Here is a 13,813-nt window from a genome sequence, read left to right as displayed (position 1 = left end):
TCATGGTGGAAACGATGAAAGACGGACAATTGGATAAATCCGACGTAAAGATCCTGGTGGTGGACGATCGGGAGGATAACCTCCTCTCGATCGAAACCATCCTCGAGCGCGACGGGTACCATATCCGGAAGGCGAATTCGGGGCGACAGGCGCTGAAGATTCTGCTCACCGAGCACGACTTCACCCTCATCCTCATGGACGTGCAGATGCCTGAGATGAACGGTTTCGAGACGGCCTCGCTTATCTATGAGCGCGAAAAGCTCAAGAACATCCCGATCATCTTCATCACGGCCCATAACAAGGATGAGGAGTACATGTTCAAGGGCTATAAAATGGGCGCCGTGGATTTTATCTACAAGCCCATCAACCCCGAGCTCATGCGCTTCAAGGTGAGCGTGTTCGCGGATCTGTATCGAAAAACGCACCAGCTGATGCAGCAGGAGAAGAACCTCCTCGCCGCCAAGGCCAACCTGGAGCGGGAGATCGAGGAGCGGAAGATGAACGAGGAGAAGATCCGCCTGCTCAACAACCAGCTCACGCAGAACAACACGGACCTCAAGATGATCAACGAGGAGCTCGACCGCTTTGCGTACGTGGCCTCCCATGACCTGCAGGAGCCGCTCCGGAAGATCATGGTGTTCAGCGACGTGGTAGCCACCAAGCTCAGTGGAAAGGTGGACGCCGACGTCCAGAGCTCGCTCAATAAGATCGTCAAGTCGTCCGACCGGATGCAGAAGCTTATCAACGACCTGCTCAAGTTCTCCCGTCACGCCAGCAGCCACGAAGACTTCATGCAGGTTGACCTAAACGAGATACTGCAGGAGGTGCTCGGCGATATGGAATCTGAGATCCAGCGCAAGGCCGCTTCGATCGAGTTTGGAAAGATGCCTGCGCTCCAGGCAATTCCGAGCCAGGTGCGGCAGCTGTTCCAGAATCTTATCGGCAATGCGCTCAAGTTCTCGCGTGACGGCGTTTCGCCAAAAGTCGAGGTCTTCAGCGAGTCGCTGCTGATCGAGGACAGCCAGGGCCGCAGCCTGCGCCAGCACCGGATCGTGGTAAAGGACAATGGTATCGGCTTCGACGCCAAGTACGCCGACGACATCTTTGTCGTGTTCAAGCGCCTCCACAGCTACCATGAGTTCGAGGGTTCCGGTATCGGGCTTTCGATCTGCAAGAAGATCGTGGACCAGCACAAGGGGAGCATCCGGGCGATGGGTGCGCTCAACGAGGGCGCCACATTTGTGGTAACTCTTCCCGAAACGCAGGAGCACAAGACCGTTTCGCTACCCGAACCGCAGCCGTCCCCGCTTGTTTCGGCCGACGAACAGCACCAGTAAACGCTTTCTTAACAATATTTTCAATACCAGCTCATCCGTAAAGGGGGCTGGTATTTTAATTGATACTGGTAGAGGCAGAAAAACACCCCTTTCGTTCTGTAGACCCATACGGTCACGGAGCAGCCTCGGTATGCTAACCTGTGATTCACATGGGCTATGGACTTAAACCATTGCCGCATGAAAAAACTCTACGCGCTCCTGCTGACGGTCCTGCTAACCGGCGTCAGCTACGCACAGCAATTTGACCTGAACGACCTCCTGGGCTTTACCGGCTACAGCGTATCGAAGTTCGATGCCTTCCTGGGCAAGAAGTCGTACCGCCGCGACTACGAGTCGCCCCACGAAACCCGCACGAACTACAACTACATCGAGGTGCGGAAGAGCCGTAAGAAGGCCGCCGAAGACGTGGTCCGCAAGATCTCCTTCCAGGAAAAATCCGGTGCGCCCATCATCAGCTACCAGACGACATCGCTCGAGGAATTCAACAACCTCCGGAAGTCGCTCCACAAAAAAGGCTTCATTACCTATGCCGAAGAAGGCGACCCAATGAAGCCGCTCCTCTACCAGCAGGACAATACGACCGTGGCCACTTCGGTGGAGATCCGCGACTCGCTCACCTTTTACTCGGTGAAGGTGGAAAAGGAAATGCTGCCGAAAATGCGCGACATCGTGTATGCCGAAGACCTGCTCCCGCTCAAGTCGCACGAGTTCCTCGTGTCGGTTTTCGGGGCGTCGAACGTAACCCGCGACGTGTTTCATTACGCAACCAACGACAGCAACTTCTGCTCCGTGCTTTTTGCCAACACGCCCCGCGAGGTGATCTTTATCTGGGACGATGAGGAGAACTTCCGCGATGTGTCGTTCCTGCTCATTGGTGGCAACATGCTGACGAACGGCACGGCGCGCAACTCCAACATGGTGAGCAGCAACGAGTGGCGATCGAAGCAGGGCGTGTATGCCGGGATGAAGCTCGAAGACCTGCAGGAGCTCAACGGCGGCAGTCTCCGCTTCCATGGCTTCAGCACCGAGCAGCCCGGTATGCTGATGAAAACGGGCACCGGCAAGCTGGACTTCAATCATATCGGCGTGGTGCTGAGCTGCCTTAACTGCACCAACAACCAGGCAATCGAGAGCCAGCAGGTGGTCGACTCCGACCGTGCTCTCCAGGAGGAGCGCAAGGTGTACGTTTCGTCGATCGTAATCCTGCCGGAGAAAGAAAAGGCGAAAGCCACCGCGGCGCGGTAGGCACACGGAAGACACGGAAATCACGGAAAAAATAAAGTAGCCTGTCGCATGCGACAGGCTACTGTCATTTCGGGGGAGTGGAAGGTTTTGATACCTGGGCCAGCCAAAGGCCGCAGTTTTTGCTTCGCTGTGCAAAGATGACTAAGGGATCGCTTGCGATCCCTTAGTCATCTCCGTGATTTCCGTGTCTTCCGTGAGCGCCCACAAAAAAGCCGGAGGCAAACGCCCCCGGCCTTACTCATACACACGGTCCTTATCCACTCATCTTCTTTGTCATATCCACGATCATTGCCTGGTTGAACAGGTCGCCGAGCAGCGTGGGTTGCGGCGCGCTCCGCTCCACGGCGCCGACCTGTTTGTAACTGGCTTCCTGCATGTCTTTCAGTTTTATATAGGCATCGTGCCGCTCCTGGCGGTACCGCTCGAGCTGCTGGAAAAGGGGCTGCAGGTTTACCAGCGACTTGATCGGCCCATAGACCCCAGCGCGGGCCCGCTGCAGGAAGAGAATGATGTCTTCGATGGCCAGGTAGTCTTCCTGCGCCGACAGCATGATCTCGCACACGGCCACGCTCACGCGCGTTTCGGTGGGGCGCTTGTAGGCCGGGAGCCCGAGCGTTGCGATAAACTCCTTGATGATCATCAGCAGGAGCTTGTGCGCTGTCTTCTTGCCATAGCGCGTAATGAGGCCGGGGATGCGGTCTTCCTCCGGCAGCGACAGCAGCTTGTCCCACTGTACCTCGTTGCCGGCCTGGTATTGCTGTTGCACGAGACCTGCGATAAGGCTGTATTCCACGCTGGCCGTATAATTACGGGTCGTGTTGCGGACGGGCTTCACCTTTTCTTCCGCAGGCTTGGGTACATTCTGGTAATTGATCTTGCGTATCATGATTTTTTCTCCTTAGTCATCCCGCCGGTTATTGCGGGATCGTTTACCCGGTCTTCCCATAATGCAGGCGCAACATCCGCAGGCGCTGGTAGAGGCTACCGAGGAGCAGGGCGGCATTGCGGTCGCCGGCTGAGAAAGGATGCCAGCGCTCGTCGGCGTCCATCACCTGCAGCGTACCGTCTTCTGAGAGGCCGACGGCCCAGGCCGCGAAGGGCGGGCTGTGCGGGGTCAGCTTCACCTGGACGGCGCTTTCGAAGTAGAGCGGCGCATCGCCACTCAGCTCCCGCAGCAGGGTACGGCAATCGTTGAGCAGGGTCATCATCTTCCGGAAAGGGTTATTCGGTATGTTGATTTCGATGCCTTCCAGGCGCCCTCGATCACCTCGCCGGTTTCGTGGTCCACGCCGATGCGGCCGGGAGCGATGGCCCGGAGCCGCTCTTCGAGCGCTTTCTTATGCTCGCTGAGGAGGCGGATCTGTGCATCCAGCAGGCGCCAGTCGGCGTTGCTGCTGTAGTCGTAGGTCACGGCGGCCTCGCAGGCCTCGATTTTGGCACCCGACGCGGTTACCAGCCGGCCCTGGTGCTTCGCAAGCTCGTCGCGCAGGAACTGGACATAGCGTTCGTCCCTGCGCATCGTCTTCACGAATTCCTCCATGGCCGCGAGCGCTTCCGCGACCTGGAACACGTGCCCGTCTTCGAGCACGCGTTCCACGGACTGATCGGCGAGGTCGCGTATCTGCCGCTTGGACAGGCCTTCTCGTATGGCGGGTAAAGCCCCTTGGTTATGCGGCACTGAGTTTTCCATTGATGCTGTTTCTCCGGTTGGCGATCAATTGCTGCAGCAGCGGGTTGCCGTCCACTTCTGCCTTGTTCTTTGAATAGAGCTCCACGAGTTCCTTCTGGGTCGCGCAGGCTTCCACCTTTGTGTACCAGTCGGAGCCGGGCCTGACGCTGTTGAAGGCTTCCTCGCCCTGCTCGCACCACTGCGCGATCAGCTCGCCCGTCTTTTCATCGGGCAGGAAGGCCGGCTTGCCCATGAAGAGGCCGGTACGGTCTTTCGAGGCGGTGGCCATATGGCGCATGTCGAGCTCGAGGTTGATGGTGAGCTCGTACTCGAAGCCCTCGCGGGTCACCTCGCGGAGACCGGCTTTTTCCACCTTCACCTTACCGTTATTATCCTTGATCATCTCGTAGTCCTGCTTGCGGCGAACGGTGGTGATCACGTGGCAGGCGCTGTGGAGAATGGCTTCGAGAAAGGCCTGGTGCCGCGGTGTTACGCGGGCCCAGTCCTGGTACTTGCCGCCAAGGCTTTCCACGATCTCGAGGCAGCCGCCCTTGCCTTCCCATTCCTGCGAGATGGAGTCGATGATGATCACCTCCATGCCAGCCTTCTCGCAGGCACGGATCGCCTCGATGTAGCGCTCGGGGGAGAAGGGTGCCGTGAGGGGCAGCACGTTGAATTCACCCATGTGCGCATAGAGATCGGCCGAGCCGTTCTCCGTGTCGATGATGGCCACCTTCGAGAGGTCGCCGACAAGACCCTTGGCCACGAGGATGGCGCTGTAGGTCTTACCGCCGCCCGATACGGCGCTGAGGCCGAGGCGGATCTTTGCTTGCTTTCTTGTTGCTTTTCTTAATTGCATTGTATGTCGTGTTTATCGTACTCGTTGGGATGAGAAATGAGTAATGAGTAATCAGTAATGAGTAAGGCTGTCGAAGGAGAAGTACTCATTATTCATTGCTCATTGCTGATTAGGCCGCCTTTGCGGCCGACTCCAGCAGTTGCGCGAAGTAGCGGATGGAAGCTTCCTCGAGGTCTTCGAGCTGGCCGGTGACCTCCAGCACCGGGCGGATGTCGGTGCCGTTCCATTTCACAAAATCAATATCCACGCTGTAGCGGTCGAAAACGTCGATGGGGGAGGCCTCGGGGTTGAAATAGCCTTTGCCCTCGATCACCAGGTCGCCCACGTATTCGGTCACGATCTTGAGGTCGCGGACGACTTTATGCTTCAGGGGATAGTGAAAAACGAATTCTTTTTCCAGGCGCTTCATAGTCACGTGCTTTTTGTGAATAAATGCTCTAAATTTGTGAAGCATAAAGTTACAATTTTTCACTTTATGCACAAGAAATTCACATTTTTATTCACAATTGCTTAACAGGCGTTATGACGAGTCCCAACATCAAGGAAATCAGGCAGTTATACAACCTTACGCAGGAGGAATTCGCCCAGGCACTGGGCATTACCCGCGAATTGGTCAATAAAATGGAGAAGGGGAAGTGCGGGGTCAGCAAGGCCACGCGGATCCTGCTCCGGAACTTCCAGGAGGCCCGGAAAGGTGAAGATTTTTCACATTCGGCTGTTAGCGATGTGCAAATTTTTGGAACGCCGCGGCCACGCGCCCAGCAGCCCTATTTCCTGGAGCGCCGGTCGCGGCAGGGAAGCCACCGGCCTACCGAAGTACCCCTCGTGGGCATCAAAGCCCAGGCCGGCTATATCCGCGGCTTCGAGCAGACCGATTACCTCGACACACTCGAAAAATACACGCTGCCCCCGGGCGTCAACCCAACGGGCGCTCTGTGGAGCTATTTCGAGGTGGATGGGGAGTCGATGGAGCCGACCTTCTACGCGGGCGATCTCATCCTCGCGTCCATGCTGCCACAGGAAGATTGGAATGATGTAAAGAATTTCAGCGTCTACGTGCTGCTCACGGGTTCCCAGCTGATGGTAAAGCGCGTGTACCGCAAGAGTGCCGAGGAGTGGGTACTGCTTTCCGACAATGAAGAAAGCCACCCGCAGCAGCTGCTCCCCGTAGCCGAGCTGAAGCAGGTGTGGACCTTTCGCCGCCATATCCGGGCACGCCTGCCCCAGAAGGAGTTCAAGGTGACCGCGTAGATCGTGCGATGTCAACCGTCCCTGGAATGATCAATGACCATTGAAAACAGAAACGGATGCCTTAGGCATCCGTTTCTGTTTTCCGCGTTATGCAGCTCACGCCGCACGTACTCGTTGATGGAAATGCCCGCGGGCAGTTGTTCCGCGGGCATCCTGGTACGGGTTCTCCATAGGAGTCCGCTTATTATTTACGCGGGCCATTGCGGTGCTGCTTCGGCCGGTTGGTGCGCACTTCCTTGGCGTTGTGCGTTACGTCGTCGCCCTTTGTATCCTGCTCTTCGTTCGAGCGGCTGTCAATGTCGTCGCGGATCTCGGGACGCGGGCGGTGGCCGGCCATCTGCTTGCTTTGCATATTATTTTGGGATCTTGCTCCTTTCATAACATTTGATTTTATAATTATATGTTCCGCAAAATCATACCAAAAGAAAGGTCAGCCTTCCAGGTACCCGTCTGGCGGAAGTCGGTCCAGGATGCTGTCCGCCGCCCGCTTCCCCGTTTGCAGCGCCGCCTCTACCGTGCCGATGATCGGGCCATCGCAGAGTCCTTCACCCGCGAAATAAAGTGTGTCGGCGACGGGTGCTGCGGCATCGGCCAGGACACGTCCCCCGGAAGAAATTTCAAACGAATACCCGCCCCGGGCCCAGGGATCCTGCACCCAGTTGTGGTAGTAGTGGGCCTGCAGCCTTGCCTGCAGGTCGGGTAGCGGGATGCCGAAAATGGTCGTCAGCGCATGCAGCGCCTCCCGGAGCAGGTCCTCTTCACGAAGGGCCGCAAAGCCCTCTGCCGAAGGCCCCGCCTTCCAGCCGGTAAGCAGGTTGCCCTGCTCGGGCGCGCCCGTCCACCAGGTCGGAATGGACGCATCGCTGAAGAGGAAGCCGAGACCGGGAGCCGTGCGGGTACACAGCGCGCTGTTTTCCCAGAAGCGCTCGGTAAAGGAAAGCATGATGCGGATGGCGGCACCATATCCCAGTTGCTGCACGGCCGTTTCTTTTTCCGGAAGGGCAGGCTCGAAGCGAACGCTGCCGCTGCGCCATACGCCGATGGGGAGGGTGAAGACCAGCTTGCGGGCCGAGAAGACGCCTGTGTCGGTCTGCACCGTAACCGCGCCCGGGGCCCAGGTCAGCACCTGTGCCGGCTCGTTGAGAAACAGTTCCACACCGGCCTCCCGGCCGGCCCGGGCCAGGTATTCGAGCAGGGGGCCATAGCCGGTAAAGGGGCGCGCATCTTCCGCGTGGTCCGATTCCTCCATTTCTTTCCGGAAGGCAAGCGTGCTGGCCATGTCGAGGCTGGCGGCGTAATAGCCCTCTGCATAGCGCCGCACCTGCTGGCGGGTATCTTCCCAGTCGGGGCCGGCGAGATAGCGCTCGAGAAATGTGGCGAGGGGTATATCGCCCGAGACCTTACGGAGCCGGTCGGCGAGCTCCTCTTCGCGGTCGATAAAATTCCAGGTGGCTTCGAGGCGCCCGTCGCGGTAGCGGTAGGCTTTCCCCGCCGAGGGAGCGGAGCCGTTGCCGGAGCGCCGCAGTAACTCTTTCGTGAGGGCTCCTTCGCCGTGGATGAATTCGGCTCCGAGCTCGCGGGCGCCGCCATCCTGCACGGTCAGCACGCGCCCGCCGATACGGTCGCGGGCTTCAAGAACAGCAACGCGCCTGCCGCTTTGGGCCAGCTCGCGCGCGGCCATGAGGCCTGCAGCGCCGGCGCCCAGGATCAATACGTCGTAAGTACCGGACATCACAGCAAGTTTGTAGTTTGGAGTTTGTGGTTTGAAGTTCCGCGATGCATCGCAAGCCGGGCTCACTTAAAACTAAAGTTACCTGCCTGCGTCATTCAACCACTAATTACAAACCCCAAACCACAAACTCCAAACAAAAAACGCCCCGAAGGGCGTTTTTTTTTATGCGATCGTGATGCTTTCGTCGAGGTAAACATCCTGGATGGCCTGCAGCATCTGCACGCCCTGCTCGAAGGGCCGTTGGAAGGCTTTGCGGCCCAGGATGAGGCCCATACCGCCTGCGCGCTTGTTGATGACGGCTGTCTGCACCGCTTCAACGAGGTCGCTCTCGCCCTTGCTTTCGCCGCCCGAGTTGATGAGGCCAACGCGACCGTTGTAGCAGTTGAGCACCTGGTAGCGCGTGAGGTCGATGGGGTGATCGGTAGTCAGCTTGTCGTAGACGAGCTTGTGCGTCTTGCCGTGCTTGGTGGCAAGGTAGCCGCCGTTATTGGTGGGAAGCTTTTGCTTGATGATGTCGGCCTGCAGCGTTACGCCGAGGTGGTTGGCCTGGCCGGTGAGGTCGGCGGATGTGTGGTAATCCACGCCGTCCACCTTAAAGCCGTTGTTGCGCGTGTAGCACCAGAGGATGGTGGCCATGCCCAGCTCGTGGGCGAGCTCGAAGGCTTCGGCTACTTCCTTCAGCTGGCGGGCGCTTTCGGCGGAGCCCCAGTAGATGGTGGCGCCCACGGCGACGGCACCCATATTCCAGGCACTGCGGATGGTACCGAACATCGTTTGGTCGTAGCGGTTAGGCATGCTCAGGAACTCGTTGTGGTTGATCTTGACCACAAACGGAATGCGGTGGGCATACTTGCGGGCCATGATGCCGAGCACGCCATAGGTAGAGGCTACCGCGTTGCAGCCGCCTTCGACGGCAAGGCGGATGATATTTTCAGGATCGAAGTAGATGGGGTTGGGGGCGAAGGCCGAGCCGCCGCTGTGCTCGATGCCCTGGTCGACGGGGAAGATGGAGCAATAGCCGGTGTTGGCGAGGCGGCCGGTGCCGAGAAGCTGCTGCATCGAGCGAAGTACTTGCGGGCTGCGGTTGCTGTTGACCCAGATGTCGTCTACGTGCGTGGGAGCAGGCAGGTGCAGGGTCGACTTATCGATGGTCTGACAGGTGTGGTTGAGCAGGTACTCGGCTTGCGAGCCAAGGAGTTCAGCTATTTTTTGCGCCATAAAGGTTGTGTTTGAAGTGGGGCAAATATAGCGAAGAAGGGTTTTGGATGGAACCGGGAAAGGTTTTGGAAGGTTTTGAAAGGTTTTGATGGGGGGCGGATGAATGCGCCGGCAGATGAACAAACAACATAGTGCCGGTTGCTGCGGCGTTGTATTTCGTTTGTATTACCTTGGCGCCATCTCTTCGATTTTAGCTCAATCACTTAAACCATGACAAAGAAAACTGCAGTTGCATTGCTCCTCCTCGCGCTTCTTGGCCAGCAATCCGTTTGGGCCCAGAAAGGAAAATTCATTGAAATAAGCGCCACCGATACGATCCAGCTGAAGGCCCTTTCGCTGACCTATGACGTGCAGATCGGGCAGGGTACAATTCCTTTTATGTCCATCCCCATTCCCATGCCCACGGCAGAAGGCGCCGACAGCCTCCTGCCGGCAGCGACGGTTTACCGGATGCTCGCCCAAAATAATTTCAGTCCCAGGTTTGCAGCACCCGTGTCGTACCGCCTGCCGGCGACATCCGATTCGGTTATCCAGGTGTCGATAACTTCGGAATCGGAGCTGGGCCGGCTTTACCTGCTGCTGAAAAGCATTCGCGGGGTTTCCGGCCGCATCTCGAATAGCCGCTACGAGTCGATAGATACCTATAAGCAGGCCAGCTTCCAGCGCCTGTACGAGCGCGCGCGGCAGGATGCGGCCCTCCTGGCGGGCGTTTCGGGCGGCTCGGTCGGCAAGCTGCTGTCGGTGCAGGAAACGGCCAGCAATTCCATCACGGATATGATGGCAGGCTACTCGAAATTGTTCGAAAAAAGCGATGTTTTCTCGTCTATGTTCGGCAGCGAAAACCCGCTCAGTCATTCGGTCGAACGCAAGCTCGTTTTCCGCTTCGAGTTGAAATAAGCACTCGGTACTCCTACACAACCGCCTTGCGCAGGCGCACGAGCTGCTCGAGCAATCCTTCAATGAGGTCCAGCTTCAGCATATTGGCGCCGTCGCTGAGCGCGCAGGCAGGGTCGGGATGCGTTTCGATAAAAAGACCGTCGGCGCCCGCTGCAATGGCGGCCTTGGCAATGGTGCCGATCAGCTGCGGGTTGCCGCCGGTAACGCCACCCACCTGGTTGGGCTGCTGCAGCGCGTGGGTGCAGTCCATCACCACGGGCGCGCCGGCTTCCTGCATCCACGGGATATTGCGGTAGTCGACCACCAGGTCCTGGTAGCCGAAGGTGGTGCCGCGCTCGGTGAGGATTACCTGTTCGTTGCCTGTGCTCCGGATCTTGTCGGCAGCGAACTTCATCGAGTGGCCGCTCAGGAATTGTCCCTTCTTTACGTTGACAACCTTGCCCGTGCGGCCCGCGGCGAGTAGCAGCTCGGTCTGGCGGCAGAGGAAGGCCGGTATCTGGAGGATATCGACATATTTACCCGCTTCTTCGGCCTCGGGTTCGGAGTGAATATCGGTCGTGGTCGGGAGCCCGAAGTGAACGCCCGCTTTCTGCAGGGTGCCCAGCCCGAACAGATCGCCGTGCCCGGTAAAGGAGGAGGCGCTGGTGCGGTTGGCCTTGCGGTACGAGGCCTTCAGCACAAGGGGAATACCGAGGCGCTTGCAGACAGCTACGAGGTGCGCGCCGATCTCGAACACGTTCTCCTCGCTTTCCACCACGCAGGGACCCGCAATGAGAAAGAAGTTTTTCGGATCGTATTGCTGGCCGGCAAAAAGCTTTTCTAAGTACGAAGGGATCATGCGGCAAAGATAAGCGCCTTCGGCGGGGAGCGAAAGAACACAGTGCCGGAGCCTTGGGGCGCCTGCGGTGGAGCGAAAGAACGCAGATCACGCGAGCGGGATACGCTGATTTATTAAGATTGGTTAGGATTTGTCACGCACGCGACTAAATCTGCGCTAATCTTATCAATCATTGAAAATCTGCGTTCTTTCTCTAAAGCCGCGCCACTAAGGAAAACTGCTGAGCAACTCAAAAAATAGTTGGACGGCACCGTTAGGACCGTGTACCTTAAACACGATAAGCAATGTGTACCCTGTACACTTGGTGTAGGGGCTACGCAAGGCGCACACACATTAACCACAAACCGCTTGCTACAATGACACGCTTCACCCGGGCGCTCCTCGTGGCGCTCTGCCTTCTCGGCATCCCCCGTATTTCTACTGCTCAAAATCCCTGGAACGGAAAGGTCGTCTTCCAGGGCTTCTGGTGGGATTACTGGAACAACAATTACTCCAATGGCTGGGCCAACTACCTCGCCGACCTTGCCCCGCGCCTGAAGGCGATGGGCATCGATGCCATCTGGATCCCGCCTTCCGTCAAGAACGCGTCCACGTCCTCCAACGGCTATTCGCCCTTCGACCAGTACGACCTGGGCGACAAGTACCAGAAGGGGAGTACCAAGACCCGTCTCGGCAACAAGGACGAACTGCTCCGCGCCATCGCCGTGCTCCATGCCAACGGCATCGACGTGATCCAGGACGTCGTGTTCAACCACATGGACAATGCTGGCTCCGCCAACGGCTCGGGCGGCTCCGACCCGGCGGCCAACAATGGCGACGGCAACACGTACAAGAACTTCCGCTACGTGAGCTATCTGAAGCCGGCCACCGATGAAACATCCACCAACTACCTCGCCCGCGACGGGCGCTGGCCGAAGAACTGGCCCAACTTTCATGCGACGGCAAGCCACAATTGCAACACCGGCGATATCTGCGCGGCCTGGTTCGGCCCGGATATCTGCTACGTGGCCGGCGCCTACGGGCAAAGCTCCAACGCCACCTACAACCCGACGCAGGGCACCGACTGGATGCGCAGCGGCGCACGCAACTGGTTTGTGTGGATGAAGAAGCAAACCGGTGTCGACGGCTTCCGCCTCGATGCCGTGAAGCACTTCGAATCCTGGGCAACACAGGACTTCCTCTATAATGCCAAGTACAACGCCGGCTGGGCCAACGGCGGCGCCAACATGTTTGCCGTGGGCGAATACGTGGGCAGCGCATCGGAGCAGGACGCCTGGATCAGCTCGGTGAAGACCTCCAACGGCGGCTCCGAAGACCTCGTGGGCACCTTCGACTTTTCGCTACGGCAGGCGGTCAAGAACATGGTCAGCGCCGGCGGCTCCTACGACCTCGGCTCGCTGCCCTCCGCGCAGCAGGCGAACCGGTACCGCACCGTTCCATTTGTGAACAACCATGACACCTTCCGTCCCACGAAAGATGCCAACGGTAATTATACGGGCTGGGACAGCGGCAACGAGCTTTGTGGCGGCCATATCGATCCCTTCGACGCCCGCCTCGCTGTTGCCTATGCCGTTACGTTTGCGGTCGACGGCTCGCCGCAGGTATTCTTCGAAGACCTCTTCAACCTGGGCAACACGTCGAAGCGCTACACGCACCTGCCCACGTCGGCTACCGACCTTCCGGTGCGCGACGACATCGCCAACATCATCTGGTGCCACCAGAAGCTCAATTTCAAAAAGGGCTCCTACAAGGTGCGCTGGCAGGCTGCCGACCTGCTCCTCATCGAGCGTGGCTATAACGCCGGTCCCGAGGCTTCCTATGCCATCATCGGCGTGAACGACAACTGGAACACCTGGCAGAGCGCCACGATCCAGACCGACTTCGGCGCCAACCGCCAGCTGCATGATTACAGCGGCGCCAATGCCAACGATATCTGGACGGATGCTACCGGTAAAGTGACGATCTGGGTTCCGCCCTGCGACGGCTCCAACACGCGCCGCGGCTACTGCATCTGGGGCCCCGCCGGCATCACCGGGGGCTTCGCGCCCGCGCAGCGCAGCACCACGCAGGAATGGGAGATGGACAACGATCTCGGCGATAGCCATGCTTCTTCGCTGGGCCAGGGCGGCGCACTTCCCGCATCGTCGACCGCGCTCCGCTATGCCGGCAAGGTGTTCGACCAGAGCGGCAAGACGATCACGGTAAACGTGTATCCCAACAACAGCACCTACAGCCTCACCGTTGGCGTCTACAGCAATACCGACGCGCTGCTCACGTCTACAAGCGGCACCGGCACGCTGACGCTCAGCTATACACCCGGCAGCACGGGCTTCTACAAGATCAAGGTGCGCAACACCAGCACGACGAACCCGTCGCAGAAGTTCTGGGTGAAGGCCACGTACACTGCGCCGCTCACCGCATCGACCTCGTCGTACCCGGCACGTATGAACACACAGACCGCAGCCGAGCCCGTAACGGCGGATGAAGGCGATGGATCGTTCACCGTGTCGGCGCGTCCCGGCTCGGGTGTCGTCAGCGCGCGGTTCCGCACAACAGCGGGCCGCTATGCGCTCGCGCTGTACGCGCCCGATGGACGCCTCCTGCAACGCGTGGCCGAGCGCAGCTACGGCGACGGCTGGCAACGCGTCGACATCCCGGCGGGCCGCATCCCGAGCGGCAGCTACCTGCTGCAGCTAAGCGGCAACGGCCGCCAGCGAACGGCACGACTGCTGTTCAGCAACTAACCGAAAAGCCCCTCGCTACCAAC

Annotated in this window: 14 protein-coding genes; 5 read left to right on the top strand and 9 right to left on the bottom strand. The window is 58.7% G+C overall.

Going from position 1 to position 13,813, the window contains the following annotated elements:
* The first annotated feature begins 2 nt into the window (after positions 1-2).
* A complete protein-coding gene (locus ACYU7Z_RS05990; RefSeq protein ID WP_460568389.1) occupies positions 3-1,337 on the top strand; it encodes a sensor histidine kinase in 1,335 nt (444 codons plus the stop codon).
* Between the two features lie 177 nt (positions 1,338-1,514).
* Positions 1,515-2,582 carry a hypothetical protein gene (locus tag ACYU7Z_RS05985; RefSeq protein WP_460568387.1) on the top strand — a complete coding sequence of 356 codons (1,068 nt, stop codon included), beginning with the start codon at positions 1,515-1,517 and terminating at the stop codon, positions 2,580-2,582.
* Positions 2,583-2,835: 253 nt separating this feature from the next.
* On the opposite strand, the gene ACYU7Z_RS05980 is transcribed toward ACYU7Z_RS05985, so the two are convergent.
* The 5 genes from ACYU7Z_RS05980 to ACYU7Z_RS05960 form a co-directional block, all read right to left on the bottom strand.
* Positions 2,836-3,468, bottom strand: coding sequence for a hypothetical protein (locus ACYU7Z_RS05980; protein WP_460568385.1), 633 nt, complete (start codon positions 3,466-3,468; stop codon positions 2,836-2,838).
* Between the two features lie 43 nt (positions 3,469-3,511).
* Positions 3,512-3,790 carry a hypothetical protein gene (locus tag ACYU7Z_RS05975; RefSeq protein WP_460568383.1) on the bottom strand — a complete coding sequence of 93 codons (279 nt, stop codon included), beginning with the start codon at positions 3,788-3,790 and terminating at the stop codon, positions 3,512-3,514.
* Entirely contained in the window at positions 3,787-4,179 is a 393-nt protein-coding gene (locus ACYU7Z_RS05970) for a hypothetical protein (RefSeq protein WP_460568381.1), read from the bottom strand. Before ACYU7Z_RS05970 ends, ACYU7Z_RS05975 begins: the two co-directional genes overlap by 4 nt.
* 70 nt (positions 4,180-4,249) lie before the next feature.
* Positions 4,250-5,110 carry a DEAD/DEAH box helicase family protein gene (locus ACYU7Z_RS05965; RefSeq protein WP_460568379.1) on the bottom strand — a complete coding sequence of 287 codons (861 nt, stop codon included), beginning with the start codon at positions 5,108-5,110 and terminating at the stop codon, positions 4,250-4,252.
* A gap of 109 nt (positions 5,111-5,219) precedes the next feature.
* Complete coding sequence (locus ACYU7Z_RS05960) at positions 5,220-5,519, bottom strand: hypothetical protein (protein WP_460568377.1); 300 nt, start codon at positions 5,517-5,519, stop codon at positions 5,220-5,222.
* 113 nt (positions 5,520-5,632) lie between these two features.
* On the opposite strand from ACYU7Z_RS05960, the gene ACYU7Z_RS05955 reads away from it, so the two are divergent.
* The gene (locus ACYU7Z_RS05955; RefSeq protein ID WP_460568375.1) at positions 5,633-6,361 is read left to right on the top strand and encodes a S24 family peptidase; all 729 of its coding nucleotides are present in this window, start codon (positions 5,633-5,635) and stop codon (positions 6,359-6,361) included.
* A 184-nt stretch (positions 6,362-6,545) separates the two neighbouring features.
* Here ACYU7Z_RS05955 and ACYU7Z_RS05950 read toward each other — a convergent pair whose 3' ends face one another.
* From ACYU7Z_RS05950 to ACYU7Z_RS05940, 3 genes are all read right to left on the bottom strand, one after another.
* Positions 6,546-6,740, bottom strand: coding sequence for a hypothetical protein (locus tag ACYU7Z_RS05950; protein WP_460568373.1), 195 nt, complete (start codon positions 6,738-6,740; stop codon positions 6,546-6,548).
* 51 nt (positions 6,741-6,791) lie between these two features.
* The gene (locus ACYU7Z_RS05945; protein WP_460568371.1) at positions 6,792-8,093 is read right to left on the bottom strand and encodes a flavin monoamine oxidase family protein; all 1,302 of its coding nucleotides are present in this window, start codon (positions 8,091-8,093) and stop codon (positions 6,792-6,794) included.
* A 162-nt stretch (positions 8,094-8,255) separates the two neighbouring features.
* Positions 8,256-9,311: a class I fructose-bisphosphate aldolase gene (locus tag ACYU7Z_RS05940; protein WP_460568369.1), complete on the bottom strand. Its 1,056-nt coding sequence runs from the start codon at positions 9,309-9,311 to the stop codon at positions 8,256-8,258.
* A gap of 210 nt (positions 9,312-9,521) precedes the next feature.
* Here ACYU7Z_RS05940 and ACYU7Z_RS05935 point away from each other — a divergent pair, with 210 nt between their 5' ends.
* Positions 9,522-10,208, top strand: a complete 687-nt coding sequence (locus tag ACYU7Z_RS05935) for a hypothetical protein (protein WP_460568367.1) — start codon at positions 9,522-9,524, stop codon at positions 10,206-10,208.
* Positions 10,209-10,221: 13 nt separating this feature from the next.
* On the opposite strand, the gene kdsA is transcribed toward ACYU7Z_RS05935, so the two are convergent.
* The gene (kdsA, locus tag ACYU7Z_RS05930) at positions 10,222-11,046 is read right to left on the bottom strand and encodes a 3-deoxy-8-phosphooctulonate synthase (protein ID WP_460568365.1); all 825 of its coding nucleotides are present in this window, start codon (positions 11,044-11,046) and stop codon (positions 10,222-10,224) included.
* A gap of 356 nt (positions 11,047-11,402) precedes the next feature.
* Between kdsA and ACYU7Z_RS05925 the strand changes: the two genes are divergently transcribed.
* Complete coding sequence (locus tag ACYU7Z_RS05925; RefSeq protein ID WP_460568363.1) at positions 11,403-13,790, top strand: alpha-amylase family protein; 2,388 nt, start codon at positions 11,403-11,405, stop codon at positions 13,788-13,790.
* Positions 13,791-13,813 lie beyond the last annotated feature (23 nt).

It is taken from the genome of Flaviaestuariibacter terrae (assembly GCF_054777635.1).
The sequence above is the reverse complement of the archived record's forward strand: the minus strand, read 5'-3'. Positions and strand labels throughout refer to the sequence as shown.